The sequence below is a fragment of the Yokenella regensburgei genome (genome assembly GCF_003634235.1).
Classification (GTDB): Bacteria; Pseudomonadota; Gammaproteobacteria; order Enterobacterales; family Enterobacteriaceae; genus Yokenella; species Yokenella regensburgei.
In genome coordinates this window covers 1-24,581 of record NZ_RBIZ01000004.1, presented here as the reverse complement: position 1 = coordinate 24,581, position 24,581 = coordinate 1, and the positions used below count along the sequence as shown (strand labels likewise).

Sequence of the window (24,581 nt, the reverse complement as noted above, 5' to 3'; positions counted from 1 at the left end):
GTGATTTAACTCAGTGAAACGGTGGAAGAAAACGGCAGGCCGGTGTCTGTCCGGGTGCCAGTAATGTCGACATACATCGCCCCTGTTTCTGCGCGTTCGAAGGTGATGTTTGAAAGCCGCATGCGTGGCTCCCATTTCTGGACCGCCGAATAGCACGCCACCATGATTTGCAGTCTGAGCGCCTCATTTTGCGGTTGGTCAATCAGGGCGGAGAGCAGGGAACCATAGTTGCGCCGCATCACGCGTGAACCAATCGGCGTTATCAATATGTCGCGTACGCTCTGGCTGATATGTTCACCATCTGTGATACTCATTCCGCTGCTGCGGTTCATCCCCAAAAATCGCTCGGTCATTGTGTGCCCTCCGTCCAGCTCCCGCCTGATTCCACGCCGCCGTGGCGGTGGTTATCCACTTGCACGCCGTTCGATGTAAAGTTGCCACCGGTGTGTTGAATGCTGCCGCTCATCGTCCCGCCTTTCTGTACCTCAAGCGATGAGGTGGTCAGCTTATTGGTGCAGATGACTTCCGGGGTATCGAGGGTAATGCGCTCCGAGGCTTTAACCAGAACGACCGGGACGGTGGCGGTAATCGACGCTGAGGCGGTGACGTCAGCCGTTTTAATCCCGCTAGCGGTCAGGGCGCCCGTTTCGGGCTCGTATTCGATAACCGCACCATCAGGGAATACCGAATGCCAGGCATCCGCCGAGGCTGAAGGTGCAGGGTGGTCATCGGAGAAAATTCCCGGTAGGACAAAAGCGGTATCCAGCTCGCCGCCAACGGCCAGCAGCAATACTTGCTCACCGACAGAGGGAGCCCACCATGTGCGGGAGCGACCCGCTCGCGCCGACAGCCAGTTAAGCCAGGTCGTCTGAAGCCCGCCGCTCTGGACGCGACAGAGTGCCTGTGAAGTATCAACCTCAATAACCACACCGGTACGAATGAGGTTGCGTACCGCGCGGGCGAGTTCCTGTATCGAAGATAATGTATTCATAGTGGAAGGATGCCTTTGGTCTGCAGCGGCGCCAACCGTAGCGCCTGCGGTGATGGCTCACACAATATTTACTTGCTCAGAAGGTTGTTTCACTCAACCCACTTACTGATCAGTTCGCCGTTGATGTAGAGCTCAACCGGTCGGGTAACCGGCTCCGGCAGCGCTGGCTCAGGTGAATAGCTCGCGTGTAGCTCACCATTCACTTCTTTGACTAGGGTGCGCTCGGTAAGCTTCAGGGTGAGGGTGATGTTGAGTGAGTCGTCGGTGTTGACAGCAACAAGCCAGGTGAACCCGTTTTTCTGCCCCTCATCGGTGGTCATCAGGTCTGGCTGATGCTCACGTAGCCACACCAGGACTGGCACGAAAATCGCGTCAAGGTCGCCGGTGAAGTTGGTGATATGAATATTCAGCGTGTAGATCTTCTCAAACGACAGTGAGCTGGCCAGCCGGGAGTCTGTGCGCCCGCTTTCAACCGAGAGTTGTAACATCTCCGGGTGGGTACTTAGCTGCGGTACGGCGTTAATCAGCGCGTCGCGCAGGTTTTTCGGTTTCTGCATCGAGTTCATCCTGACAGTCTTTGATAGTTTTAACCTGAAGCGCACAGGCGGTCAGCCCGCTTTCAAGGCGGCGAATATCCGCGCTCAGGTCGCCATTGGTTTTCGGATCACTTTCCGGCATTGGGCACAGGCTCACCCTTGGGCAGCCCTGGATGGCAATCACCGGCGCTGGCACAGGCGGGGCGGATGTGCACCCGACGCACAGCATCAGGAAGCTGAGCGTTGTACCAGTGCTGAAATGCTTTGTTTTCATTGAGTAACCTTGTGATGTCCTGTTCGCGGCGCCGGGCCTCCTCGTTGACGTTTGCGAGTTGTTCGCGCAGCGTGACCTGAGCAGATTCATTACGTCGGGCAAGTTGGCCAGCTGCCCGGAGCTGTGAATTCAGCAGGACAATCTCTGATTTCTGCTGACTGGTGATGTGATTTGCTGACGCCAGTGAGCGGGTTAGCGTGCTGTTTGTTCGCTGCATCCACAGGAGTCCGGATACGGCCAGCGCCAGTAAAATGGCCAAAATCTTCATGCCATTACCCCACCTGCGTTGCGCCAGACGGTGATAAGCTTTTCGAGGTTGTGTTCACGCTGCCCGTAACCGGCACCTGGCAAAGAGGCCCAGATATTGCAACAACGTGAAATTGCGCTCTCAATCCTTCCTTCTCGTAGATCCTCAAGCGCACTACGTTCGCGGATGAGCTGAATGGCGAGTTTGTCCTGTGAAAGCGGGCTAAAGTCTGGCAGCGAGAGCTGCTGCTGATAGTGTGGCCAGTAGCGATAAAGCTGCTGGTAACGGCCTGAGGCGGTAGATTTTTCACCGCGACGGTTAAACACTTTCGCAGGCCGGCCTTGTGCAAAAGGGTGATCGCGGTAGTCAGTGAAAATCTCCGGTTTGCCATCAATCCCGGTGACGATCACGTCGTAGCCGCGATCTTTCGTCAGCGGATGCGTGGCGGTCCCTTCGGAATAAGCCAGCATATCGAGGAAGGCCGCAATATTCGGGTGTGTATTAATGTTCGGCATCCTGTTTTTTCCTCGGGGATTTGAGACGACGCTGAATGGCAATTTCAACGGTCTGATAACCGGCAATGCCCAGCATGGAACCTATTCCGCACACGGCGGGTAACGACATGTCGGGAAACTGCACCAGCACTACGCCCGCCACCATCGATACAAACCCGCCAAGCAGCATGCGACCGATGAACAGGCGCGGAGTAATAGGTTCACCACCTGACAGTACTTTCCCGACGACGATCAGTGCTCCAATGACAAATAACGACAGGACACCTTTTTCACCTTCTGTCATACCTCTCAGTCCCACAGGTTAAGCGTGGCAGCAACAGGTGATGACTGGACGTCAGGCAGGTCAATGGCGGTTCCGTGCGGCAGGACGACGTCCAGCTCAGATAATCCGGAATTAGCTTGTAATACAGTCTCGACCACACCCTCAGTACGTCCGTAGTAGCGGGCGCATAGTGCGTCGAGGGTGTCGCCCTGCAGAGCGTAAACTTTCATCGGCGTTGTCCTGGATTGTTGAATGGTGTGTTATTGCCGGCCGCTATCATGTTGCCGTTGCGTCCAGACAGGGTGGCCGTTGCCAGTGCGGTCACGGCCTTCAGGTAGTAGAAAACGCGTTCGCTCTCATCATCGATTTTTACCGCCGGTACGTCTGCCAACAACTCAAACCCCGCCGCCATCTGCTGCGCCCGGTAGTCGTACAGTTCAGCATTGATTTCTGCCATAACGGTTTTTATGACCTGACGAAGGCGAAGAGGAGAAACGCGCTGTTTCAGCCTCATCAGCTTGCGGATCCGTGCTGGATCTACATCAGGGAAGAAGAACGTGTTTTTAATCACTGCATCACCGATGTCAGAAGAGAGGTTGACCACGCCGGGGGCATCCTGCTGTGCATCGGATTTTTTCAATACTCGTGTCGCCATGACAACCTCATCAGACTGAGCGGTTATCGCCAGTTTCCAGACTCCGGGTATGTCAGGCCACTCATGACGGCCTGCTGATGTCTTGCACAACATCCGCGGTGAAGGCGCTACGGCGTGGTGTCTGGAGAAATGGAAAATCAAGCGGGATCAAAAAAACTGGCATGCAGGGCGCCAGTACGGGAAAGGAGTGGGGGAACGCGTTTTTGTGAGGTCAGGATTCAACCACACCGACGCAAAAGGGCTTTCTTTGCGTCAGCGCGATTAGGTCATTACTGTTTGCTCTCGTTTTTCAGGGGGTGTTGAAATCTACCACCTGGCGCTTCCCTGCCAGATATGTGGTGAAACCCCATATTTTATTCAGCCTTATAAAAAATTTCTTTTTCTGGTTCGATATTCTCGCTGTTTGCTAAATCAGCAATAAGAGTCAGTGCGAGCTTAAGGTCTGACGGTTTGCAGTTTGCAATCAGAGACACCTCTGCGATGAATTGCACGCAAGCCCATTTTTGTTGCGTTCGGCTGAAATGCTCCCCAACCATGAAATCCCTCCCAATACGAATTACTGTATATTTATACAGTAGCACGTTCTGGCAAATGATGTGAAGTAAAAATGTCAATCAGGCAAATGATGTATGTGCATGATATGGATGTGAATTAGCTCACTATCGGTTTTGTGGCTACTGACACGTTCGCTGCTCTTTTGAGGATATTCCTGGCGCCGAAACGGGTTTTAGCACCTTCAACCGGTTTGTGAGTTTCCGTCTTTCGTATCGGTTCAACGGTTTTGTTAAATCGATAAGAGGCGGATCAGAATCACCTGCCGTACAGTTATTGACAGAACTCCGAGAGGGCGCAGGAGCGCCCTTAACGTCAACGGCCCGCTTTGGCACAATTTTCCACTGCGTCAGTCGGGTTAAAATCGGGGTGCCAGCCCCGATGCTGGGATCGTACACGCCGCGGATGCAGACCATTTCCTCGCCATAGCGGTTGAATTCGTTGCGGGGCTCATAAAGAGTGCGTACCTGCAGGTTATCGCGGCGCACGAAGGGCCCCCCCTGTGCATTTACATAGCCAGCCCAGTCACCGGCGTCGGCGGCATCATGGACGGCGGCAAACTCAACGCTCAGGCCGTGTGCCGTCTCACTATCAGCAAGACGTCGCAGTTCACGGTAAACCGTCACCGGCGCACCACCGATAAACTGAAACTGACGAATGTGCCAGCGCGCGGCCCAGGCTGAAACGGCGGGTGCGGTCTCTTTCAGGAGTTCGCCGCTTTCGGCGTCGGTTTCGCCATCAAGGGCATAGCCGTCGATGTTTTTGGAGATGTATTTAGCAACATAACCCGTTGCGCTACCTTTTTCCGGATCGATGGTTTCACTGTGAAATCGCGCTTTTTTCGCCTTGTCGCTTTTCAGTTCGTAGTTGTCTTCTTCCCACGCGTAGTCACGAATGATGCGGCGAGCGCGTTGGGCGTCCTCTGGCAGCATAAACATCAGCATATGCCAGTGCGGGGTGCCATCGTGATGGGGTTCGGCAACGCGGATGCCGAAAATGCGGATCTCCTCCCGATGTAGCCTGGCTCGAATACGTGCCCAAAGACGAGTGAGATAACCTTGCGTGTCTGACGGGCTGGCGCCGTTCCATTTGCTGTTGCGATAGCCGGCTTTAGTGGTTGCGTGGTATTTAGACGGGGCGGTAAGGGTGTAAAACTCGCCGACATAGCCAAGCTCATTGCAGATGTTTTCAAAACCACGAATACGGGTCATCAGCTCACAGCGGCGTATTGCAGGGTTAGCGACCGAGCCGTCGTATTTTTCTATCAGGCTAATACGGTTGCCATCTTCATCCTCGAGCTCCATTCCTTTAAGAAATTCGCGCGTGCGGCGTTTCTGCTCACGCCACTCCGTCACGCATTTTTTACTCGCATAGACGTGTCTTTTCTTGCTGACATTACCGACAGCGATTTGCAGATGTTCACGCCATGCCGCTGCTGCGCGACGCAGGCGGCCACGCCACCATATTTCGTTAAACATGCGCATCACTGCCGGAGCGATTTCCTCCTCACCGACATATTTCTTCGTTACCCGTTCCCATTGTGGCGGGGGAACATTGAACTGCTGTGAAATTAACGCGGCTCGCATGTACCAGCTGTGCAGTGTTTTAAGCTCACTTAAACCGGAGTCATTAATGTCGGCCAGTTCGGCACGAATGAAATTAGCGATGTCTGCGGCCAGTAGATCAATATCGGCGCGAGACATATCCGGGAGACGGTTATATCTGGCGACCAGATTGACCATGCGTGACGCCAGGTACTGCATAAGTCTGCTATCAAAATGCCCGCCAAAAACAGCGGCGGACACGTTACAGGTAATTCCCGCGCACGCGTATTTTTTTGCGACCAGTTCAAGACGCGGCAATGCCTTTTTGCAGAAGCTGATTAAAAAAGCATTGGCTCGTTGACTGCCGTGATATTGCTCCAGCGCCGCTGCGCTGCGATAAACATCGAAGCGGATGCATTCGGGCTGGAGAGAAAGCGCTTTTCGCGCATGCAGCAAAGCCGCGAACATACGTTCGCGGCGCTGCAGTTGGTCGTGAGTAAGATAAGGTGTGGCGATGGCCTGCCGCGGAGCATTCCACGGGTAAGCATATTGAATGGCCAACTCATACCCCACGGTAATGTTTACTTTTTAGCTCTGCGATTTGCTGGCAGGTCACGCATAACGTCACCCCGTGAATGGCGATTCGGCGAGCTTCCGGGATGGGGGCGTCGCACTCCTCGCAAAAGAATCGAGAGGGCGCAGTAATACGACTTCGCGCGTTATGTATATGGCGCTCGCGGTCCTCCTGCTCGCGCTGTTGTGCAAAATCCATCGCGTCCGCCATTAGTGCAGCTCCTGTGATTCATTTGCAAAGCGCACAGCCTCATGCCGCAGGAGTTCTGCGGCTTCTGTACTGTTCAGTTCTCGGTTGGTAATGTGAGAGGCCAGCGTTTCCAGACGCATTGCAACGGCGCGAGCGCGGTCTTTACGTTCTTCATTTTTGGCATCGGCCAGTAATACGCTCAGCGTGTCGCTATCGGTTTTAACGTTATGGCTTTCGTTATTTCGCATGGTTAATTTTCCTGATTTTGGGCAATAAGAATCCCGGCGGGTTTACGCCATTTGTTTGCGGTTAGGGTTAATTCGGCATGGTTAGCCGTTTGGGGAATAAACTCACTACTGCGCGAAAATGGTTCATGGCAGTAATAAGCGCTTTTTTCTCCTCAGTAGTCAGTTCACTTAATTCGAGCTCATGACGAGCCGCCGGTATTTTTGCCAGAAAGAAAATGGCGGCCATCGCTCGGGTATTTTCGACAACGTGCGGGTCACGTTTATCACGCATATCATCGACAAATTGCTCAACGTCTTTCCAGCTATCGCTCCAGTATCTGGCACGCAATTCAGCGACATGATTGAGGCCGTTCAGGCGTTCTCCCGCTGTCAGCGGGGTCGTTACCGATGCAGCTTCGATAGCCATGATTCCCCCTGTCTCAGGTTAGAGAGGCTAACCGGTGGTGAGGTTGGTATATCGTCAGATAGTGACAATGAAGTTTGCATATTCAAACTAAGTTCACCGCGGAGCGGTGATCGATGTAGCGGCAATCAATCGCCTGTTGAGTCAACTTGTCGCGCCATGCTTTGACGTTGATGAGTGTGCGGCTACGTTTGCCAGCTTCTTCTTTGTTCGAGAAGTCTTTGGTTGGGGCTTTGAGTAAGATGCCCTCATCCAGCCATTGCCAGACCAGACGCTCACTGACACCGCGTGCGGCCGCAAAATCTTTCACGGTCATGGTGTCGGACATTGCTGAGCGGATCATGTTTTCCATTGCGGGAAGCATGGCCGTGACGATGGCGCTGAACTGTGCTGGATCTAACAGCACAGTTTGATTTTGTAAGTTCTGCGAGTCATACGCCGAGATTGATTTTGCATCTGACATGTCGCATTATCTCCTGTTGTGTGAAATGAAGTGCAATGGTGTGCATCCTGGCCGATGAACATCAATATAGATCGCTAAAATTTTGATGTAAACAAAAATATTGTTGGTGGTATATGTCTAAAAATGATGTTAGTGCGCCAGCAGCCCTTGAGCGCGTGCTTTCCGCGTACGGCTTTAAGCAGCAAAAAGAACTTGCTGAAAGGCTTGGCATTCATGCGAATAACGTCAGTAGTTGGCTTGCAAGAAACACAATCCCCAGTAGTGTTTTTGTTGAATGTGCGCTGGACACTGGCGCTGATGTAGGCTGGCTGGTGAATGGTGAGTTTGCAAATGCAAATCATGGTGGGCGCGAGAACGACCTCAAAGGCAAACCGCTTTATGATGAGATAATGGCAAGCGGTGGGAAGCCGGTTTTACGCCGGATCCTTGATGCCTACGGATTCACCATGCAGAAGGAGTTGGGCGATTTACTGGGTATCTCTTCTGGCACTATCAGCACATGGGTCCGGCGTGAATTTTTCCCCGGTGATGTGGTGGTAACCTGCGCCCTTGATACCGGAGCGTCTTTGGCCTGGCTTTCTACAGGAAAAGGGAGCATGTGGGAAAACAAAGAAGCGCCGGCTGTCAGCCGCCCTGAGATTAATAAATTCCGGCTTGAGGCCGGGGAGCTCAAGCCGTCAGGACATTGGTGCCCGGATCCGTCAATGATCCCTGAGAACCACGGTGAGCTGATGTACATCGATGGGGTGAGTTCGTCGTGGCTCGTCGATAAATCTGCGTCAAAAATCAGCAACGGGCGCTGGCTTATCAGTATCGATGGTGCTCTCGACGTATTTGACGTTATTCGCCTGCCGGGTAATAAAGTCAGATTGTCTAACCGGACGGCAGAGTTCGAGTGCAACATCGCGGACATTACGCCATCCGGAGCGGTGATTTTCTCGCTGGAGAAACATATTTAAGGGGGAGGGAACACCTCAGGTTTAGCGTTACCCCTATTTGAGCATCTTCTGCGAGTCCCTCAGTCTGGAATGCTATGACGGTAAGTAAACAAAAAAACGGCAAGTGGTTATGCGAGCTCTATCCGAACGGTCGGGAAGGGCGGCGCATTCGTCGCCAGTTCAATACTAAAGGCGAAGCTGAGGCGTTCGAGTCATTCACCAAAAATGAGAGTGACGACAAGCCGTGGCTCGCTAAGAAAGAGGACCGCCGGCGCTTAAGTGAGATTATCCAGCTTTGGCATAATTTACATGGGCAGGCGCTAGTTGCCAGCAAGTCACGGCTGGCAAAACTTCAGATCGTGTGTAACGGGTTGGGCGACCCTGTCGCATCCCGTCTTACCGCTAAAGACTGGGCGCATTATCGTGACCGTCGACTGCGTGGCGAGATAGACAATGGATACCATAAAGATCCGGCGAAATGGGTCGCTAAGCCGATAACCGTCAACCGCGAGCAGCAGTACCTTGAAGCGGTGTTTAATGAGTTGCGGCGGTTAGGGGAGTGGAGTTTGCCTAACCCGCTAGATGGGGTTCGGGTGTTCAAAGAAGCCGAGAAGGAGATGTCCTGGCTGACGCTTTCGCAAATCTCCGAGCTGTTCCGAGCGTGCGAGCAATACGGTAAAGAACATCTTACGATAATTGTTAAAGTGTGCCTTGCAACGGGCGCGCGCTGGGGCGAGGCGGAGAGACTTACACGCCCGCAGCTCTCACCGTGCAAACTGACGTTCACCAAAACAAAAGGCAAAAAGAACCGAACGGTACCGATACCTGAATGGCTCTACGATGAGTTATCCGGGCGGCAGGGCAGGATGTTTAAACCCTGCTATCAGGAGTTTAAAAAGATGCTCAGGCTGACGAATATCGAGCTAAGCGAAGGGCAGAAAACACATGTCTTACGCCATACCTTTGGCGCGCATTTTATGATGAATGGCGGAAACATCCTGGTTCTGCAAAAAATACTCGGTCATGCCAATATTCGCGAAACGATGAAGTATGCGCACTTCGCCCCTGACCATCTCGAACAGGCGGTTACCCTCAATCCACTTTCTCTCTATGTTGGCGACAAGGTGGCGGCAGAGGTTGCATAACACTGCAATTCACTGCACCAAATATAACGTTAACCTTCTGTTTGATAAGATAAGTGTATGTTTTTTTCTGAGTGATAAAAGGAGCGTCTTAACTAAGTGTTACTCTTCTGACTGGCAGCCAGAAAAAGGTATCAATAAAGCGATTTTTATCTCTACGTTAACAGTTTCCCTGTAATTCATTTACACTAGGCCTCCGCAACCGGAGGTGTCGTGACCCGCAATCCCCTTCAGCATCTACGCTTACAACGCGCTGCCGCCTGGCTGGCGCTGTTCGCCGTTGCGCTGATTATCATTGCGCCACTTATCTCCGTCTCGTTGCAAAAAGATCCCATGAGCGCCATGCCGGGTATGCATCACGAAATGAGCATGCCGATGGAGCACCACAGCGGTGCACCGGTGATGATGCCGGTCGATCACGCTGAGGCGTGCGGCTACTGCGTTCTGCTGGTTCATGTGCCGGGAATGCTGATGGTGCTTACGCTGCTGGTGTCAGTGCTCCAGCGTTATACCCGCCGGCGCATCGCGCGTGCGGTGGTGCAACTCTGGCACTTCTTCCCCTGGCTCTACCCGCAAACCCGCGCTCCGCCTGGTCGTCCTGCTTTTTCCTTCACATAACAACAATCTTAATCTGCTTTCTAAAAGGAAAAGTATGACGACCTGCACCTCGCGTGCGGCATGGGTGAACCTGCTGCGGCGCTTCCATTTCTATATTGGTCTGTTTGTCGGACCGTTCATTTTTGTCGCGGCGCTAACCGGCACGCTGTACGTTGCCGCCCCGCAGCTGGAGAGCCTGATTTATCGTCAGGCGCTACAGGGCGAATTACAGGGGGAGCCGAAACCGCTGGCCTCACAAATAGCCGTAGCCGAGCAGCTTACCGGCGGGCATCTGCGCCTGCATGCGGTACGTCCGGCGTTAACGGCCGGGGAAACCACCCGGGTAATGTATGCCGATCCGTCTTTAGGGGAGTCGGAGAATCGGGCTATTTTCATTGATCCGGTAACGCTGGCGGTGAAAGGCGATCTCACGGTGTATGGCACCAGCGGGATCCTGCCGCTGCGCCAGTGGATTGATTACGCGCACCGCTCGCTGCTGTTGGGGGATGCAGGGCGGAACTACAGCGAGCTGGCGGCATCGTGGATGTGGATTGCGGCACTCGGTGGCATCGCGCTGTGGTGTTTTACCCGCCCGAAACGGCGTATCAACAATCGCTTCCAGAATACCCGTCGGCTGCACGTGACGCTAGGCTGGTGCCTGCTGGCCGGGATGCTGCTGTTCTCTGCCACCGGGCTAACCTGGTCGCAGTGGGCGGGTAATAACGTCGATAAGCTGCGCGCCACTATGGGCTGGTTGACGCCGCAGGTGAATACCTCGCTACAGGGCCAGGCAATGGCGCATAACCCGCATGCTGAGCACATGATGAATGGTGATGAGATGTCGATGCCGGTAGACGGCGCGCTGTTCGATAAAGTGCTGCATCTTGCTCAGCAATCCGGTATTGATGCCCGTAAGCTGGAGATCCGCCCGGCGAAACGTAGCGATAAAGCGTGGACGGTGACCGAAATTGACCGTAGCTGGCCTACTCAGGTGGATGCGGTGGCGATCGATCCTGAACAAATGCGGGTGATTGACCGCACAGAGTTCGAGCGCTTCCCGCTGATGGCGAAACTCACCCGCTGGGGCGTTGATTTCCATATGGGTATATTGTTTGGCCTGCTTAACCAGTTGCTGCTCATCGCCTTTGGCGCGGCGCTGTGCGTGGCTATCGTGCTCGGGTATCGACTGTGGTGGATGCGGCGTCCGGCGCAGGGTAGCAATAGCCCTCTGCAGACGCTTTCTCAGGCCTGGCTGGCGCTGTCATGGACGGCCCGGACTGGTGTACTGGCCACGGTAGTGGTATTTGGGCTGGCAATGCCGCTGATGGGAATAAGTCTGGCGCTGTTTATGCTGGTTGACTGGCTGCGCTGGCGACAATCGGTAACAACATCGCTGGCGCAGTCAGTGGAGTAAGCCTTATGGCTCGCTGATAACAACCGCAACACGGCGGTTCTCGGCGCGGCCCTGGGCGGTTTTATTACTGGCGACCGGGAACTGTTTCCCCAGGCCCCGCGTCGTCAGGTTGCTGCGTGGAATTTTTGCGCCTTCAGCCCAGGCGTCGGCCACGATGTTGGCACGTTTGAGCGACAGCGCTTCGTTGTAGCTGTCTTCACCGTAGTTATCGGTGTGACCGTCCATGCGTGCATGGGTGATCCCGGTTGCGGCCAGGCGGGAGGCCATTCCGGCAATCTGCTGCTGGCTGTCGCTGTTAAGCTGGTAGTCATTTTTGCCAAACAGAATTTTGTCAGAAAGCCCCAACGACCAGTCACCGTTCAGCTCGTTAAAGCCGTATGACTTCATGGCGGCAACCTGCTCGGGTGAGAATTTGCCTTGCGGCGCCTGGCAGCCCGTCAGAAAGAGCGTTGCCAGCAAAGCCGGTGCGATATAACGGCTGAGCATAATAGATTCCTTATTGCTTATGTAGTTTTCTTCGCGCGTTGGTTTTTCATTAAATACATATTTCGATCGGCCAGTTCCTGCAGGCTTTCTACCGAATTATGTTCCCACGTCAGGGCATAACCGACACTCAGGCTGAATGGGGTATATAGACCATTACGCAGATCAAAAGGATGAACAAAGTGCTGTGCGAGGGCAGTGCAAATACGCTGAACCTCATGCTCGCTATGTACACCATAGAGGATCATAGCAAATTCGTCGCCGCCGAGACGATAGGCAATATGGCGTTTACCGCCAAATTCTATCAGCCTTCTGGCCACTTCGATTAATACACAATCCCCTGCGGCATGGCCCCAGGTATCGTTAATATATTTAAAATTATCGCCATCAAGGAACAATAGCGCTGAGCTGGTCTTCGCGTTGCTGTCATTCATCAGTGCGGCAATGCAGCTGAGGAAAGAGGCACGGTTGGCAAGCCCGGTCAGCGGATCATGCAGGGCTGTACGCAGCAACTGCGCGTTCTTGGCCTGCAGTTTCAACTGCCATTCCTCCATTTCGTCCAGCAGGCTGTTGAAGTCCTGGGCGAAATGGTGAAATTCTTCAATGGGTTCTTCAGGAACCCGGCGTGAAAAGTTACGGTTGGTGCGCACATCGTGCACGACGTCGTTAATGTTTTGCAGCGCGGTGACCACGTCGGAATGCAGGTGCCGCGTCACCAGCAGCGCTACCGCCGAGGCGAGCAGGATACAGGCGGTTAGTACCGCCAGCGACATCCAGATAAAGTGGCTTATCAGACTCGCTCGGGCCGTCAGGTGCAGGGCTCCGACAAACTGCTCATTGTGCCAGATGGGCTGAGAGACCGGCACCGGGAACAGCCAGCGGTTGATCAAATGGTTAAGCGTGTCCTGCTCTTCGCCCGGGCGGTAACTCCAGTAGGCGAAACGCTGGTGATTGCGGTCCACGACCTCGGCTTCAGAGAATTGCCCCTGTTTGCCAAGCGTTGCAAGCGTTTCGTTGGCGACCGTGTTATCCCCAAACACCAGCGCGGCTTCAAGGCTACGGCTCATGGTGGCGCCGGTCAGCTCGAGGTTTTTTTGGGCATACTGTTTTAACGTCAGGACAGAAGCAATGCACAATAGCAGCCACACCAGCACCATCGTAATGATGACGCTAATGACGCTGATTCGTCGCAACGTTCTTTTAAACGTTGGACGTTGAGGAGGGATAATATCCTTATTCATGCTTTTTAGTCCGGGCAAGCATTAACACATCAGGGTTAACCCTGACACCGCTGCGGGAGAGCACGTCAAGGTTTACTGAAAATCTCACTTCGTTTGCATCAAATATCAGGCAGAAAGCACTTCCCGCCGTGCAATCCTGGTTCTGCTCGGCGATGGTTAGCAAAGGCTTTGGTTGGTACTTTCCCACCAGCGCTATTTGTTGTGACGGCGATTCATGACCGAAATATATCGCGTCACAGCGCGCCGTTAGCGCTTCTTGTTCGCTGTGAATAAGCACAGGGAAATAGGGTTGCGGGTCGGCAGTTGTTCCGGTAAGCACACTCACATAGCGTGATGATGAAAAAACGCATAAGCGTGGCTGTCCGGAGAGCGCCGGCCAGCGCGTGTAGCTGACAATGCCTGAAACAATAGCACGTACTGATTTCTCCGGGACAGGCTGTGTCCCGGCAAACAGTGGCGGGCCAATAAATATAAGGGGCAGCATCAACATCAGTTGGCACAGAAATTTCAACAGTTGGTTGCTCACCAGGGTCCGCCGTACAGCCTGAAATAAAAACATAAGTGAATGTAATATTAAGGATATCATTATTGCTCCAGGCAGTCATTACGTCCTGAAACGGTTTGTTTGTACTTAAGTTAAATCTTAAATGCCGAAAATATCGCAGTTTGTGCTGTTAAATTTAATTAAGTCGAGAATTACGACTGCCATCATCGAGTCCTTTTTGCCATGATGCGCGCAACTCACGGGCATTTTCGCGCGAGTCGCAGCCATCAGGATATATTTTCCCATTCATTCCCCAGCCATACAGAAGCTTCTCCTGACAGATATGTGACAGACCCTCGTTATAGCCTTTCATGTAGCTAACGCGATCGACCTTTTTATCATTCCAGTCATCGGCAAGATCGTCGTCACTTTTAGCATTAATACCCGAAAGTCCATCTTCCCGGCCTGCTTCGTACCAGTTGGTGCTTGTCCAGTGAGGTGAAAAGGTATAAGGATTGATCTGACAGCCGCTCAACAACAGCAGCATCACCACCATCATTATTCGGATCATTGGGTTCTCCTTGCGCTGATCTCAGCATAGTTGAACTGACGAAAATGGAGGGTGTAAATTAATGTGTACATAATAATGGGTAATTAAATGGCGATAAATTGCCTGCTGTAAACTTATGTGTACGCATTGTGGCTTGTAATCTTTACTGTCTGTGGTATTGTGACTTCATCTTCACTAAGACATGACTATCGCAAACGAGCTACACAGGACACCATCATGCAAAAAGACGCGCTGAACAACGTACATATCGCCGACGAACAGATCCTCATTACGCCTGAATCGCTGAAAGCAGAATTCCCGCTGACAGCATCACAGGAAGCGCAGATCGAGCAGTCGCGTAACACCATCTCCAATATTATTGCCGGGCGCGATCCGCGCTTGCTGGTGGTGTGCGGTCCTTGTTCTATCCACGATCCAGAGGCGGCTCTGGAATACGCTCGTCGTTTTAAAACGCTTGCAGAAGAGGTCAGCGATAGCCTCTACCTGGTCATGCGCGTCTATTTTGAAAAACCACGTACCACGGTGGGCTGGAAAGGGCTGATTAACGATCCGCATATGGATGGTTCGTTTGATGTTGAAGCGGGTCTGAAGATTGCGCGTCAGCTGCTGGTGGAACTGGTGAGCATGGGGCTACCGTTGGCGACGGAAGCGCTGGATCCGAATAGCCCGCAGTACCTGGGGGATCTGTTTAGCTGGTCCGCGATTGGGGCGCGCACCACGGAATCACAAACGCACCGCGAAATGGCCTCCGGCCTTTCGATGCCGGTAGGCTTTAAAAACGGTACTGATGGAAGCCTTGCGACGGCGATTAACGCGATGCGTGCCGCTGCGATGCCGCACCGTTTTGTCGGCATTAACCAGGCGGGCCAGGTGTGCCTGCTGCAGACCCAAGGCAACCCGGATGGTCATGTGATCCTGCGCGGTGGTAAAGCGCCAAATTACAGCCCGGCGGACGTTGCGCAGTGCGAAAAAGAGATGGAGCAGGCGGGACTCAAACCGTCGCTGATGATCGATTGTAGCCACGGAAACTCGAACAAAGACTACCGCCGTCAGCCAGCGGTGGCAGAATCCGTCGTCGCGCAGATCAAAGACGGAAATCGTTCTATCATTGGCCTGATGATTGAAAGCAATATTCATGAAGGCAATCAGTCTTCCGAACAGCCGCGTTGCAATATGAAGTACGGCGTCTCGGTTACCGATGCCTGCATCAGTTGGGAAACCACTGACGCGCTGCTGCGTGAGCTTGATAAAGACCTGCGCGGGCATCTGTCCGCTCGCCAGGGGTAAGAGGATAGTTATGGTTGCTGAACTGACCGCATTACGCGATCAAATTGATGAAGTGGATAAGGCGCTGCTGGGATTGCTGGCGCGCCGTCTGGAGCTGGTTGCAGAAGTTGGCGAAGTCAAAAGCAAATACGGCTTGCCGATTTATGTGCCAGAGCGCGAAGCCTCAATGCTGGCATCCCGCCGCGCGGAGGCGGAATCGCTCGGGGTTCCTCCCGATCTTATTGAGGATGTCCTGCGTCGGGTAATGCGGGAGTCTTACTCCAGCGAAAATGATAAGGGCTTTAAAACACTGCGGCCGAACCTGCGTCCGGTGGTGATCGTCGGCGGCGGCGGGCAGATGGGGCGTCTTTTTGAAAAGATGCTTACGCTCTCTGGCTACCAGGTGCGCATCCTCGAGAAAGAGGACTGGGCGCGGGCAGAAGAGATTGTCGCCGATGCCGGGATGGTGATTGTCAGTGTACCGATTCACGTGACGGAGCAAACCATCGCGAAGCTGCCACCGCTGCCAGCTGATTGCATTCTGGTCGATCTGGCTTCGGTAAAAGCGGGGCCGCTGCAGGCGATGCTCGCGGCGCACGGTGGTCCGGTGCTCGGGCTGCACCCAATGTTTGGCCCCGACAGCGGGAGCCTGGCAAAGCAGGTGGTCGTCTACTGCGATGGCCGCCAGCCTGAGGCTTACCAGTGGTTCCTGGAGCAGATTCAGGTCTGGGGCGCGCGATTGCATCGCATCAGTGCGGTTGAGCACGATCAGAATATGGCCTTTATTCAGGCGCTGCGTCACTTTGCCACCTTCGCCTATGGCCTGCATCTGGCGGAAGAAAACGTGCAGCTTGAACAGCTTCTGGCGCTGTCATCGCCGATTTATCGCCTTGAGCTGGCGATGGTCGGACGGCTCTTTGCCCAGGATCCGCAGCTTTACGCCGACATCATCATGTCGTCGCAGAGTAACCTGGCGCTGATTAAACGCTACTACCAGCGTTTTGGTGAAGCGATAGGTTTACTGGAGCAGGGCGACAAGCAGGCGTTTATCGATAGTTTCCGCAAGGTCGAACACTGGTTTGGCGATTACGCGAAGCGCTTCCAGAATGAAAGTCGGGGATTACTGCGTCAGGCGAATGACAGCCGGTTGTAATGCTTCCTGAAATAATAAAAGCCAGCGGCATTTCCGCTGGCTTTTTGCTTTCTGTTTCTCGCTTAAACCGGGTCGACCGGGACGACGTTTTCGCTGGGGTAGCAGCCCAGCACCTTCATCGAGCGAGTAATGTCTGAGAGCTCTTTCAACGCGTGCTGCATCGACCCGGCTTCCAGGTTGGCCTGGATATCCAGATAAAACATCTCTTCCCATGGATTGCCGTAGATGGGGCGTGACTCGAGTTTGGTCATGATGAGGTTGTGGTTGCGCATGACCAGCAGCGCTTCAACCAGAGCACCGGCCTGCTGTCCGGTGGCGATGAGCAGCGTGGTCTTCGCCGGAACCTGGTCAGAGACGTTAATCGATTTACGCGCCAGTACGATGAAGCGGGTAATGTTCTGCGTCTGGTTTGCCAGGTTACGCTCAAGCACCTGTAATCCGTACAGCGCACCCCCCGCTTCGCTGCCGAGAGCTGCCACGTGCGGAGAATTTGCCTGCGCGACTTTCTCCATTGCTGCCGAGGTGCTTTCGGTGTACTCAATTTTCCAGTTCGGATAGCGGTTGAGGAACTGGCTACACTGCTGGAAAGGCTGCGGGTGGCTGTAGACGGTTTCAATTTTGCTGAGATCGGTAGAGCCGGACACCAGTACGCAGTGATCGATAGGGATAGTCATCTCGCCGACGATAGACAAGCTGGTGTGCTGCAGCAGATCGTAAACGTCGTTGATGGCGCCGGAGCTGGTGTTCTCAATGGGGACAACGGCGTAATCAGCCTGTCCGGTTTCAACCTGATTGAAGATGTCGGCAAACTTCGCGCAGCCGCTCTCAATAAACTGTTCGAAATGACGCGCGGCGTACTGGCGGGCTGCCAGGTGTGAATAGGAACCTTTCGGGCCGAGGAACGCTACGCGTGCGGAATGTGGATTGGTTTTATTCAGATGCTGCTGAAGCAGAGCCTGCTGGGTCAGCACCGAGTCTTCAATGATGAGCTGAAAGAGACGGGTGATGTAGTGGGCATCCAGATGATGAGCTTTCCCGAGGGCAATCAGGCGCTCCAGCAAATCGCGCTCGCGGTCGATATCGCGCACCGGGCGATGTGAAGCCAGCTTCGCTTTACCTACCTCTACCGCCAGCTCACGGCGTTCTGCCAGCAGTGCCAGCAGTTTTTCATCCAGGGCGCTGATTTTGTCGCGTAACGCCAGTAACGGGTTTTCAGATGTCATGTCGTGTTGCCTTTATCGTTATCAATAAAAAAGGCCTCCCGCTTGGGAGGCCTTATTGTTCGTCTTCGCATTCTTTCTTATACGACGAAACGCCTCCCAGTCAGGGGAAGGTAAAAAAGAATGCGAAGAAGAACGGTGTAGATTTCACGGCGATTTCCTTGAGTTGCCTGACTTAACAGTACCCGTACTGTTTTCATGCTGTCAACAAAAAACGCGCCCGAAGGCGCGTTGGCGATACACTCAATTGTGAAGGTTACTCTTGTTCAACGAAGTTAACGTCTTTCACCGATGCATTGGCGCGACGTGCTTCCCCTTTGTGCTGTACCTTATTGAGCTGCCGTTCCAGCTTGTTGATCAAATCGTTAATCGCGGTGTACATATCTTCGTGTTTAGCGCTGGCGACCAGGTGTCCGTTTGGCGTATTTATTGTGGCGTCAGCGATGAAGCCCTGTGGGTCCTTCGACAGAATGATATGTGGGTTAATTAAATGGGTCTGCCATTTTTCCAATTTGGTGAGACGGTCTGCGACATGCTGGCGAATAGCCGGGGTGATTTCCATTTGCTTGCTGGTAATGTTCATTGTCATAAATTATACCTCTTGTCTTTCCCGTCTTGGTGATTCCAGCATACCGTTCCTAATGTCAAAATGTGTGATGTAAATCACATTATTTTGTCACTTTTTGTCAATGGATTCTTTTTGTGAGAAAGGACAGGAAGAAGTGATTTTTACCTTGTCGGATTGCGAAAAGAGAGCCATATTTGATGGGATGCGCTGACGAAACTACGCCTCCGTCAACGCCAAAATCGCATAAAAAAACGGCAGCCATCTGGCTGCCGTTTTTATGTTCATCGAGTGACTCAGGTTTTGCTGCCGTTAGCGGCAATAATCTTCGCGACTTTGTCGGCCTGCGCAGTCATCTGCATCTGGCGGTAGGCGTTTTCCATCTTCGGTAACGCATCGCGGGTTGCCTGCGTATCCGGGTAGTCACGCAGCATGCCTTCGGTACGGTTCACCACCGCGACCCATGCGCCACGTGCCGTGTAGTAATCTACGACGGACAGCTCGTACTTCGCCAGACGGTCCTTCAGGAATACCATGCGCTTATAGGCATCAGTAGAGTACTGGCTTTGCGGGTAGCCGCGAACCAGTTTCGAGAAGTCACGGAACGCGTCACGAGCGTGCTGCGGATCGCGATCAGAACGATCAACCCCGAAGAAGCCCTGCAGCGCACTGTCATCCAACGCCATGTTGGTTAAACCACGCATGTAAATGACGTAATCAATGTTAGGATGAGTCGGGTTCAGGCGCATGAAACGATCGATAGTGGCCTGAGCCAACGGCAGATCGGCGTTTTTGTAGTAGGCGTAGATCAGATCGAGCTGCACCTGCTGCGAGTACGGGCCAAACGGATAGCGGTTATCCAACGCTTCCAGTTGCGTTATCGCCTGTTTCCAGTTACCGTCCTGCAGCTTTTGCTGGGCGGTGGCATAAATTTCATTCGGCGGATTATCAGGCACCACTTCCTTTGAACCCGAGCACCCCGCCAAAGCCAGGCTCAACGTGGCAGCTGCCACCAGATATTTCATGCGCGTCATGACGTTTTGACTTTCCTCAAAATGTTTATACGGGAGATTCTCTGTTCCTGCTCCCGGTTAAGACCAGCTACAATAGCACACTATATTAAACGGCAAAGCCGTAAAACCCCAACGATAAACGAAGAAGCTGTATATGGCACAACGAGTACAACTCACCGCAACGGTGTCCGAAAACCAACTCGGTCAACGCTTAGATCAGGCTTTGGCCGAATTGTTCCCGGATTATTCACGTTCGCGGATAAAAGAATGGATCCTCGACCAGCGTGTGCTGGTTAACGGCAAGGTCACCGACAAGCCGAAAGAGAAAGTGTTGGGTGGTGAAATCATTGCGGTCGACGTCGAGATCGAAGAAGAAGTTCGTTTCGAAGCGCAAGATATCCCCCTGAACATTGTTTATGAAGATGACGATATTCTGGTCATCAACAAACCGCGTGATTTCGTGGTTCACCCGGGTGCCGGTAACCCGGACGGCACGGTGCTGAATGCGCTGCTGCATTACTATCCGCCTATTGCTGACGTGCCGCGTGCGGGGATTGTACACCGTCTGGACAAAGACACGACGGGGCTGATGGTGGTGGCTAAAACCATCCCGGCGCAGACTCGCCTGGTGGAATCGCTGCAGCTGCGTGAAATCACCCGTGAGTATGAAGCGGTGGCCATCGGTCATATGACTTCCGGTGGCACGGTGGAAGAGCCTATCAGCCGTCATCCGACCAAGCGTACCCACATGTCTGTTCACCCGATGGGTAAACCGGCGGTTACTCACTATCGCATCATGGAGCACTTCCGTGTGCACACGCGTTTGCGGTTACGTCTGGAGACCGGTCGTACACACCAAATCCGCGTGCATATGGCGCATATCACTCACCCGCTGGTGGGCGATCAGCTGTACGGTGGCCGTCCGCGCCCGCCGAAGCATGCCTCTGACGAGTTTATTACCGAACTGCGCAAATTTGACCGTCAGGCGCTGCACGCAACGATGCTGCGTTTGTATCATCCTATCACCGGTATTGAAATGGAGTGGCATGCGCCTATCCCTCAGGATATGGTGGATCTGATTAACGCGATGCGCGCCGATTTTGAAGCTCATAAGGATGAAGTTGACTGGTTATGACTAAGGTAATCGTTCCACAGTGGCCTGCTCCGCAGGGAGTTGCGGCCTGTAGTTCTACACGTGTCGGAGGCGTAAGCCTGCCGCCCTATGATTCGCTGAATCTGGGTGCCCACTGTGGCGATAACCTTGAGCATGTTGACGAAAACCGCAAGCGCCTGTTTGCGGCAGGTGCCTTGCCGTCAAACCCGGTCTGGCTTGAGCAGGTGCACGGGAAAGATGTGCTTAGATTACACGGTGGATCTTATTCATCGAAGCGGGCGGATGCGTCATACAGTAATACGCCAGGGTTGGTGTGCGCAGTGATGACCGCTGACTGCCTGCCGGTGCTGTTTTGTAATCGTGATGGGACGGAAGTGGCTGCAGCTCATGCCGGCTGGCGTGGGCTGTGTGAAGGTGTACTGGAGGAAACGGTAGCCTGTTTCGCTGATAAACCGGAAAACATCATGGCCTGGCTCGGGCCTGCTATTGGCCCTGACGCGTTTGAAGTGGGGCCAGAAGTACGTGAAGCGTTCATGGCTAAAGATGCCAACGCGAACCGCGCATTTCGTCCGGTCGGTGAAAAATTTTATGCGAATATTTATGAGCTTGCACGTCAGCGTCTGGCAAACGTCGGGGTTGATAGCGTCTACGGTGGAGACCACTGTACGCTCAGTCAAAAGGATGATTTTTTCTCTTATCGCCGCGACAGAACGACAGGTCGTATGGCAAGTTTCGTTTGGCTGATATAACCTAAAGAATCAAGACGATCCAGTACGCAGATTTATTTTTCGCATAGTCCAGGTCTTTAACCTTGAATAATTGAGGGATGACCTCATTTAATCTCCAGTAGCAAATTTGACCTGTTATGGGAGGAGTTATGCGTCTGGATCGTCTTACCAATAAATTCCAGCTTGCTCTTGCCGATGCCCAGTCATTGGCACTGGGGCACGACAACCAATTCATCGAACCTCTTCATCTAATGAGCGCCTTGCTGAATCAGGAAGGGGGATCGGTACGTCCTTTATTAACCTCGGCGGGCATTAATGCGGATTCGCTGCGTACTGCTATTGAGCAGGCGCTGAGCCGTCTTCCACAAGTGGAAGGCACCGGCGGCGACGTCCAGCCTTCACAGGATCTGGTCCGGGTCCTGAACCTTTGCGACAAGCTGGCGCAAAAACGAGGTGATAACTTTATTTCGTCAGAACTGTTTGTTCTGGCCGCACTTGATTCGCGCGGCACGCTGACTGATTTACTGAAATCCGCTGGCGCGACAACGGCCAACGTGACTCAGGCGATTGAACATATGCGTGGAGGTGAAAGCGTGAACGACCAGGGGGCTGAAGATCAGCGTCAGGCATTGAAGAAATTTACCGTCGATCTGACCGAGCGTGCTGAGCAGGGCAAACTCGATCCGGTTATCGGCCGTGATGAAGAGATTCGTCGTACCATCCAGGTACTGCAGCGTCGTACCAAAAATAACCCAGTGCTGATTGGTGAACCTGGCGTTGGTAAAACCGCTATCGTTGAAGGGCTGGCGCAGCGGATCGTCAACGGCGAAGTGCCGGAAGGGCTGAAGGGCCGCCGGGTGCTTTCTCTCGATATGGGGGCGCTGGTGGCCGGTGCTAAGTATCGCGGGGAATTTGAAGAGCGCCTGAAAGGGGTGCTGAACGATCTGGCGAAACAGGAAGGCAACGTTATCCTGTTTATCGACGAACTACACACCATGGTTGGGGCCGGTAAAGCAGACGGCGCGATGGATGCCGGTAACATGCTGAAACCGGCGCTGGCGCGAGGGGAGTTGCACTGTGTGGGGGCGACTACGCTTGATGAGTATCGCCAGTTTATCGAGAAAGATGCTGCCCTTGAGCGTCGTTTCCAGAAAGTGTTTGTTGCCGAACCGACGGTAGAAGACACCATCGCCATTCTGCGTGGTCTGAAAGAACGCTATGAGCTGCACCACCATGTGCAGATCACTGACCCGGCGATTGTGGCAGCGGCGACGCTTTCGCACCGTTACATCTCCGACCGTCAGCTGCCGGATAAAGCTATCGACCTTATCGATGAAGCCGCGTCCAGCATTCGTATGCAGATTGACTCTAAACCGGAAGAGCTCGACCGGCTTGACCGCCGCATCATCCAGCTCAAGCTGGAGCAGCAGGCGTTGAAGAAAGAGTCCGACGAAGCGAGCCGTAAACGTCTGGATATGCTTAACGAAGAGCTCGACGACAAAGAGCGGCAGTATTCGGTATTAGAAGAAGAGTGGAAGGCAGAAAAAGCATCACTCTCCGGTACGCAGACGATCAAAGCAGAACTTGAGCAGGCGAAAATTGCCATTGAGCAGGCCCGCCGCGTGGGTGACCTCGCCCGTATGTCGGAGCTGCAGTACGGTAAAATTCCTGAGCTGGAAAAACAGCTTGCTTCGGCGACGCAGTCTGAAGGTAAGACCATGCGTTTGCTGCGTAACCGTGTGACCGACGTTGAAATTGCTGACGTGCTGGCGCGCTGGACCGGGATCCCGGTAGCTCGCATGATGGAAAGCGAGCGCGATAAGCTGCTGCGCATGGAGCAGGACCTGCATCAGCGCGTGATTGGCCAGAACGAAGCGGTTGAAGCGGTATCAAATGCGATTCGTCGTAGCCGTGCCGGGTTGTCTGACCCGAACCGTCCGATTGGTTCATTCCTGTTCCTCGGGCCGACCGGGGTCGGTAAAACCGAGCTTTGCAAAGCGCTGGCTAACTTTATGTTCGACAGCGACGATGCAATGGTGCGTATTGATATGTCCGAGTTTATGGAGAAACACTCCGTGTCTCGTCTGGTCGGTGCGCCTCCGGGATATGTCGGTTATGAAGAAGGGGGCTATCTGACAGAAGCTGTGCGCCGTCGTCCGTATTCCGTCATTTTGCTGGACGAAGTAGAGAAAGCGCATCCGGACGTGTTCAATATTCTGTTGCAGGTACTGGATGATGGTCGTCTGACCGACGGGCAGGGGAGAACGGTCGACTTCCGTAACACGGTTGTCATCATGACCTCTAACCTCGGTTCTGATCTGATTCAGGAGCGTTTCGGCGAGCTGGACTATAGCCATATGAAGGATCTGGTGTTAGGTGTGGTGAGCCACAGCTTCCGTCCGGAATTCATCAACCGTATTGATGAAGTGGTCGTGTTCCATCCGTTAGGTGAAAAACACATTGCTTCTATTGCCAGCATTCAGCTGCAGCGTCTTTATAAACGTCTTGAGGAGCGTGGCTATGAAGTCCACATCTCAGATGATGCGCTGAAGCTGTTGAGCGAGAATGGTTACGATCCGGTGTATGGCGCGCGTCCGTTGAAACGTGCAATCCAGCAGCAGATTGAAAACCCGCTGGCGCAACAAATACTGTCCGGAGAGTTGGTTCCGGGTAAAACGGTGCGTCTGGAAGTCAAAGACGACAAGATTGTGGCAGTGCAGTAAGTCACAAAACAAAAAAAACGGGCCCTGCGGGGCTCGTTTTTGTTTAAAAACCAGGCAAAACTTACTGTCCGGCGCATGATTTGAGTGAAAAGTGAACGAACGAAAAGTTTTTTTGAATTTATGCTTGTCACTTCAGAATTACTCCCTATAATGCGCCACCACTGACACGGAACAACGGCAAACAAGCCGCCGGGTCAGAAGAGAAAAGCGAAATTAATCGCTTGACTCTGAAAGAGGAAAATGTATTATACGGGACCTCGCAACGGTGAGCGAAAGCCGCGTTGCACTGCTCTTTAACAATTTATCAGACAATCTGTGTGGGCACTCAAAGTGACATGGATTCTTAACGTCCTCGGACGATAAATGAATACCAAGTCTCAAAGAGTGAACACGTAATTCATTACGAAGTTTAATTCTACGAGCATCAAACTTAAATTGAAGAGTTTGATCATGGCTCAGATTGAACGCTGGCGGCA

At 53.3% G+C, this 24,581-nt stretch carries 32 protein-coding genes and 1 other annotated feature; of the genes, 9 read left to right on the top strand and 23 right to left on the bottom strand.

The window, feature by feature from the left end:
* Positions 1 to 5: 5 nt before the first annotated feature.
* The 15 genes from C7387_RS11560 to C7387_RS11490 all read right to left on the bottom strand — a co-directional run bounded on the left by C7387_RS11560 (position 6) and on the right by C7387_RS11490 (position 7,453).
* Entirely contained in the window at positions 6 to 353 is a 348-nt protein-coding gene (locus C7387_RS11560) for a GPW/gp25 family protein (protein ID WP_038255051.1), read from the bottom strand.
* Positions 350 to 991, bottom strand: a complete 642-nt coding sequence (locus C7387_RS11555) for a phage baseplate assembly protein V (RefSeq protein ID WP_006817475.1) — start codon at positions 989 to 991, stop codon at positions 350 to 352. The genes C7387_RS11560 and C7387_RS11555 overlap by 4 nt, the downstream gene beginning before the upstream one ends.
* An 89-nt stretch (positions 992 to 1,080) precedes the next feature.
* Entirely contained in the window at positions 1,081 to 1,548 is a 468-nt protein-coding gene (locus tag C7387_RS11550; protein WP_038255049.1) for a phage tail protein, read from the bottom strand.
* Positions 1,511 to 1,756: an Rz1-like lysis system protein LysC gene (lysC, locus tag C7387_RS11545; protein WP_081874645.1), complete on the bottom strand. Its 246-nt coding sequence runs from the start codon at positions 1,754 to 1,756 to the stop codon at positions 1,511 to 1,513. The genes C7387_RS11550 and lysC overlap by 38 nt, the downstream gene beginning before the upstream one ends.
* Entirely contained in the window at positions 1,656 to 2,069 is a 414-nt protein-coding gene (gene lysB, locus C7387_RS11540; protein WP_006817478.1) for an Rz-like lysis system protein LysB, read from the bottom strand. Before lysB ends, lysC begins: the two co-directional genes overlap by 101 nt.
* Positions 2,066 to 2,563, bottom strand: a complete 498-nt coding sequence (locus tag C7387_RS11535; RefSeq protein ID WP_038255044.1) for a glycoside hydrolase family 24 protein — start codon at positions 2,561 to 2,563, stop codon at positions 2,066 to 2,068. Before C7387_RS11535 ends, lysB begins: the two co-directional genes overlap by 4 nt.
* Positions 2,550 to 2,846, bottom strand: coding sequence for a phage holin family protein (locus C7387_RS11530; RefSeq protein WP_006817480.1), 297 nt, complete (start codon positions 2,844 to 2,846; stop codon positions 2,550 to 2,552). Before C7387_RS11530 ends, C7387_RS11535 begins: the two co-directional genes overlap by 14 nt.
* A 5-nt stretch (positions 2,847 to 2,851) precedes the next feature.
* Positions 2,852 to 3,055, bottom strand: coding sequence for a tail protein X (locus C7387_RS11525; RefSeq protein WP_006817481.1), 204 nt, complete (start codon positions 3,053 to 3,055; stop codon positions 2,852 to 2,854).
* Positions 3,052 to 3,480, bottom strand: a complete 429-nt coding sequence (locus C7387_RS11520; RefSeq protein WP_120816751.1) for a head completion/stabilization protein — start codon at positions 3,478 to 3,480, stop codon at positions 3,052 to 3,054. The genes C7387_RS11525 and C7387_RS11520 overlap by 4 nt, the downstream gene beginning before the upstream one ends.
* 353 nt (positions 3,481 to 3,833) lie before the next feature.
* The gene (locus tag C7387_RS11515; RefSeq protein WP_038255040.1) at positions 3,834 to 4,016 is read right to left on the bottom strand and encodes a hypothetical protein; all 183 of its coding nucleotides are present in this window, start codon (positions 4,014 to 4,016) and stop codon (positions 3,834 to 3,836) included.
* A 138-nt stretch (positions 4,017 to 4,154) separates the two neighbouring features.
* Positions 4,155 to 6,137 carry a replication endonuclease gene (locus C7387_RS11510; protein WP_244922370.1) on the bottom strand — a complete coding sequence of 661 codons (1,983 nt, stop codon included), beginning with the start codon at positions 6,135 to 6,137 and terminating at the stop codon, positions 4,155 to 4,157.
* A 1-nt stretch (position 6,138) separates the two neighbouring features.
* Positions 6,139 to 6,360: a TraR/DksA family transcriptional regulator gene (locus C7387_RS11505; protein WP_006817486.1), complete on the bottom strand. Its 222-nt coding sequence runs from the start codon at positions 6,358 to 6,360 to the stop codon at positions 6,139 to 6,141.
* Positions 6,360 to 6,587, bottom strand: coding sequence for a DUF2732 family protein (locus tag C7387_RS11500; RefSeq protein ID WP_006817487.1), 228 nt, complete (start codon positions 6,585 to 6,587; stop codon positions 6,360 to 6,362). The genes C7387_RS11505 and C7387_RS11500 overlap by 1 nt, the downstream gene beginning before the upstream one ends.
* A 67-nt stretch (positions 6,588 to 6,654) precedes the next feature.
* Entirely contained in the window at positions 6,655 to 6,993 is a 339-nt protein-coding gene (locus C7387_RS11495) for a DUF5347 domain-containing protein (protein ID WP_006817488.1), read from the bottom strand.
* 82 nt (positions 6,994 to 7,075) lie between these two features.
* Complete coding sequence (locus C7387_RS11490) at positions 7,076 to 7,453, bottom strand: hypothetical protein (protein WP_006817489.1); 378 nt, start codon at positions 7,451 to 7,453, stop codon at positions 7,076 to 7,078.
* 113 nt (positions 7,454 to 7,566) lie between these two features.
* On the opposite strand from C7387_RS11490, the gene C7387_RS11485 reads away from it, so the two are divergent.
* The 4 genes from C7387_RS11485 to C7387_RS11470 all read left to right on the top strand — a co-directional run bounded on the left by C7387_RS11485 (position 7,567) and on the right by C7387_RS11470 (position 11,544).
* Positions 7,567 to 8,412, top strand: coding sequence for a phage repressor protein CI (locus tag C7387_RS11485; protein ID WP_038255035.1), 846 nt, complete (start codon positions 7,567 to 7,569; stop codon positions 8,410 to 8,412).
* A gap of 74 nt (positions 8,413 to 8,486) precedes the next feature.
* Positions 8,487 to 9,536, top strand: coding sequence for a site-specific integrase (locus C7387_RS11480; RefSeq protein WP_120816749.1), 1,050 nt, complete (start codon positions 8,487 to 8,489; stop codon positions 9,534 to 9,536).
* Positions 9,537 to 9,746: 210 nt separating this feature from the next.
* Complete coding sequence (locus tag C7387_RS11475; protein WP_120816748.1) at positions 9,747 to 10,151, top strand: DUF2946 domain-containing protein; 405 nt, start codon at positions 9,747 to 9,749, stop codon at positions 10,149 to 10,151.
* Positions 10,152 to 10,185: 34 nt separating this feature from the next.
* On the top strand, positions 10,186 to 11,544 hold the full coding sequence (locus tag C7387_RS11470) for a PepSY-associated TM helix domain-containing protein (RefSeq protein ID WP_038255030.1): 1,359 nt from the start codon (positions 10,186 to 10,188) through the stop codon (positions 11,542 to 11,544).
* 3 nt (positions 11,545 to 11,547) lie between these two features.
* On the opposite strand, the gene C7387_RS11465 is transcribed toward C7387_RS11470, so the two are convergent.
* From C7387_RS11465 to C7387_RS11450, 4 genes are all read right to left on the bottom strand, one after another.
* Positions 11,548 to 12,030 carry an OmpA family protein gene (locus tag C7387_RS11465; RefSeq protein ID WP_006817495.1) on the bottom strand — a complete coding sequence of 161 codons (483 nt, stop codon included), beginning with the start codon at positions 12,028 to 12,030 and terminating at the stop codon, positions 11,548 to 11,550.
* Between the two features lie 17 nt (positions 12,031 to 12,047).
* Complete coding sequence (gene dgcN / locus C7387_RS11460; RefSeq protein WP_120816747.1) at positions 12,048 to 13,268, bottom strand: diguanylate cyclase DgcN/YfiN; 1,221 nt, start codon at positions 13,266 to 13,268, stop codon at positions 12,048 to 12,050.
* Positions 13,261 to 13,779, bottom strand: a complete 519-nt coding sequence (yfiR, locus tag C7387_RS11455) for a regulatory sequestration protein YfiR (RefSeq protein WP_038255103.1) — start codon at positions 13,777 to 13,779, stop codon at positions 13,261 to 13,263. The genes dgcN and yfiR overlap by 8 nt, the downstream gene beginning before the upstream one ends.
* Before the next feature lie 169 nt (positions 13,780 to 13,948).
* Positions 13,949 to 14,323 (bottom strand): DUF2799 domain-containing protein, encoded by a 375-nt coding sequence (locus tag C7387_RS11450; protein ID WP_038255028.1) that lies wholly within the window; start codon positions 14,321 to 14,323, stop codon positions 13,949 to 13,951.
* A gap of 216 nt (positions 14,324 to 14,539) precedes the next feature.
* On the opposite strand from C7387_RS11450, the gene aroF reads away from it, so the two are divergent.
* A complete protein-coding gene (gene aroF, locus C7387_RS11445; protein WP_120816746.1) occupies positions 14,540 to 15,610 on the top strand; it encodes a 3-deoxy-7-phosphoheptulonate synthase AroF in 1,071 nt (356 codons plus the stop codon).
* 10 nt (positions 15,611 to 15,620) lie between these two features.
* Positions 15,621 to 16,742 carry a bifunctional chorismate mutase/prephenate dehydrogenase gene (tyrA, locus tag C7387_RS11440; RefSeq protein WP_006817500.1) on the top strand — a complete coding sequence of 374 codons (1,122 nt, stop codon included), beginning with the start codon at positions 15,621 to 15,623 and terminating at the stop codon, positions 16,740 to 16,742.
* A gap of 62 nt (positions 16,743 to 16,804) precedes the next feature.
* On the opposite strand, the gene pheA is transcribed toward tyrA, so the two are convergent.
* The 4 genes from pheA to bamD form a co-directional block, all read right to left on the bottom strand.
* Positions 16,805 to 17,965 (bottom strand): bifunctional chorismate mutase/prephenate dehydratase, encoded by a 1,161-nt coding sequence (gene pheA / locus C7387_RS11435; RefSeq protein ID WP_006817501.1) that lies wholly within the window; start codon positions 17,963 to 17,965, stop codon positions 16,805 to 16,807.
* Positions 17,966 to 17,989: 24 nt separating this feature from the next.
* Positions 17,990 to 18,114, bottom strand: a sequence feature (Phe leader region).
* Positions 18,066 to 18,113: a pheA operon leader peptide PheL gene (gene pheL / locus C7387_RS11430; protein ID WP_112471513.1), complete on the bottom strand. Its 48-nt coding sequence runs from the start codon at positions 18,111 to 18,113 to the stop codon at positions 18,066 to 18,068. It overlaps the preceding feature by 48 nt.
* Positions 18,115 to 18,218: 104 nt before the next feature.
* Positions 18,219 to 18,551: a ribosome-associated translation inhibitor RaiA gene (raiA, locus tag C7387_RS11425; protein ID WP_006817502.1), complete on the bottom strand. Its 333-nt coding sequence runs from the start codon at positions 18,549 to 18,551 to the stop codon at positions 18,219 to 18,221.
* A gap of 272 nt (positions 18,552 to 18,823) precedes the next feature.
* Positions 18,824 to 19,561: an outer membrane protein assembly factor BamD gene (gene bamD / locus C7387_RS11420; RefSeq protein WP_006817504.1), complete on the bottom strand. Its 738-nt coding sequence runs from the start codon at positions 19,559 to 19,561 to the stop codon at positions 18,824 to 18,826.
* Between the two features lie 133 nt (positions 19,562 to 19,694).
* On the opposite strand from bamD, the gene rluD reads away from it, so the two are divergent.
* The 3 genes from rluD (at position 19,695) to clpB (ending at position 24,105) form a co-directional block, all read left to right on the top strand.
* Positions 19,695 to 20,675 carry a 23S rRNA pseudouridine(1911/1915/1917) synthase RluD gene (gene rluD, locus C7387_RS11415; RefSeq protein ID WP_006817505.1) on the top strand — a complete coding sequence of 327 codons (981 nt, stop codon included), beginning with the start codon at positions 19,695 to 19,697 and terminating at the stop codon, positions 20,673 to 20,675.
* Positions 20,672 to 21,403, top strand: a complete 732-nt coding sequence (yfiH, locus tag C7387_RS11410) for a purine nucleoside phosphorylase YfiH (protein ID WP_006817506.1) — start codon at positions 20,672 to 20,674, stop codon at positions 21,401 to 21,403. The genes rluD and yfiH overlap by 4 nt, the downstream gene beginning before the upstream one ends.
* Positions 21,404 to 21,531: 128 nt before the next feature.
* Entirely contained in the window at positions 21,532 to 24,105 is a 2,574-nt protein-coding gene (gene clpB, locus C7387_RS11405) for an ATP-dependent chaperone ClpB (protein WP_038255024.1), read from the top strand.
* Positions 24,106 to 24,581 lie beyond the last annotated feature (476 nt).

Coding starts and splice junctions, on each gene's coding strand:
- C7387_RS11465 (WP_006817495.1), bottom strand. CDS start 12,030: ATGCTCAGCCGTTATATCGCACCGGCTTTGCTGGCAACGCTCTTTCTG.
- C7387_RS11500 (WP_006817487.1), bottom strand. CDS start 6,587: ATGCGAAATAACGAAAGCCATAACGTTAAAACCGATAGCGACACGCTG.
- C7387_RS11555 (WP_006817475.1), bottom strand. CDS start 991: ATGAATACATTATCTTCGATACAGGAACTCGCCCGCGCGGTACGCAAC.
- raiA (WP_006817502.1), bottom strand. CDS start 18,551: ATGACAATGAACATTACCAGCAAGCAAATGGAAATCACCCCGGCTATT.
- C7387_RS11450 (WP_038255028.1), bottom strand. CDS start 14,323: ATGATCCGAATAATGATGGTGGTGATGCTGCTGTTGTTGAGCGGCTGT.
- C7387_RS11530 (WP_006817480.1), bottom strand. CDS start 2,846: ATGACAGAAGGTGAAAAAGGTGTCCTGTCGTTATTTGTCATTGGAGCA.
- C7387_RS11520 (WP_120816751.1), bottom strand. CDS start 3,480: ATGGCGACACGAGTATTGAAAAAATCCGATGCACAGCAGGATGCCCCC.
- aroF (WP_120816746.1), top strand. CDS start 14,540: ATGCAAAAAGACGCGCTGAACAACGTACATATCGCCGACGAACAGATC.
- C7387_RS11560 (WP_038255051.1), bottom strand. CDS start 353: ATGACCGAGCGATTTTTGGGGATGAACCGCAGCAGCGGAATGAGTATC.
- C7387_RS11525 (WP_006817481.1), bottom strand. CDS start 3,055: ATGAAAGTTTACGCTCTGCAGGGCGACACCCTCGACGCACTATGCGCC.
- lysB (WP_006817478.1), bottom strand. CDS start 2,069: ATGAAGATTTTGGCCATTTTACTGGCGCTGGCCGTATCCGGACTCCTG.
- C7387_RS11505 (WP_006817486.1), bottom strand. CDS start 6,360: ATGGCGGACGCGATGGATTTTGCACAACAGCGCGAGCAGGAGGACCGC.
- C7387_RS11495 (WP_006817488.1), bottom strand. CDS start 6,993: ATGGCTATCGAAGCTGCATCGGTAACGACCCCGCTGACAGCGGGAGAA.
- rluD (WP_006817505.1), top strand. CDS start 19,695: ATGGCACAACGAGTACAACTCACCGCAACGGTGTCCGAAAACCAACTC.
- C7387_RS11470 (WP_038255030.1), top strand. CDS start 10,186: ATGACGACCTGCACCTCGCGTGCGGCATGGGTGAACCTGCTGCGGCGC.
- tyrA (WP_006817500.1), top strand. CDS start 15,621: ATGGTTGCTGAACTGACCGCATTACGCGATCAAATTGATGAAGTGGAT.
- C7387_RS11550 (WP_038255049.1), bottom strand. CDS start 1,548: ATGCAGAAACCGAAAAACCTGCGCGACGCGCTGATTAACGCCGTACCG.
- C7387_RS11480 (WP_120816749.1), top strand. CDS start 8,487: ATGACGGTAAGTAAACAAAAAAACGGCAAGTGGTTATGCGAGCTCTAT.
- pheA (WP_006817501.1), bottom strand. CDS start 17,965: ATGACATCTGAAAACCCGTTACTGGCGTTACGCGACAAAATCAGCGCC.
- yfiH (WP_006817506.1), top strand. CDS start 20,672: ATGACTAAGGTAATCGTTCCACAGTGGCCTGCTCCGCAGGGAGTTGCG.
- clpB (WP_038255024.1), top strand. CDS start 21,532: ATGCGTCTGGATCGTCTTACCAATAAATTCCAGCTTGCTCTTGCCGAT.
- bamD (WP_006817504.1), bottom strand. CDS start 19,561: ATGACGCGCATGAAATATCTGGTGGCAGCTGCCACGTTGAGCCTGGCT.
- C7387_RS11515 (WP_038255040.1), bottom strand. CDS start 4,016: ATGGTTGGGGAGCATTTCAGCCGAACGCAACAAAAATGGGCTTGCGTG.
- C7387_RS11485 (WP_038255035.1), top strand. CDS start 7,567: ATGTCTAAAAATGATGTTAGTGCGCCAGCAGCCCTTGAGCGCGTGCTT.
- dgcN (WP_120816747.1), bottom strand. CDS start 13,268: ATGAATAAGGATATTATCCCTCCTCAACGTCCAACGTTTAAAAGAACG.
- C7387_RS11535 (WP_038255044.1), bottom strand. CDS start 2,563: ATGCCGAACATTAATACACACCCGAATATTGCGGCCTTCCTCGATATG.
- C7387_RS11490 (WP_006817489.1), bottom strand. CDS start 7,453: ATGTCAGATGCAAAATCAATCTCGGCGTATGACTCGCAGAACTTACAA.
- lysC (WP_081874645.1), bottom strand. CDS start 1,756: ATGCTGTGCGTCGGGTGCACATCCGCCCCGCCTGTGCCAGCGCCGGTG.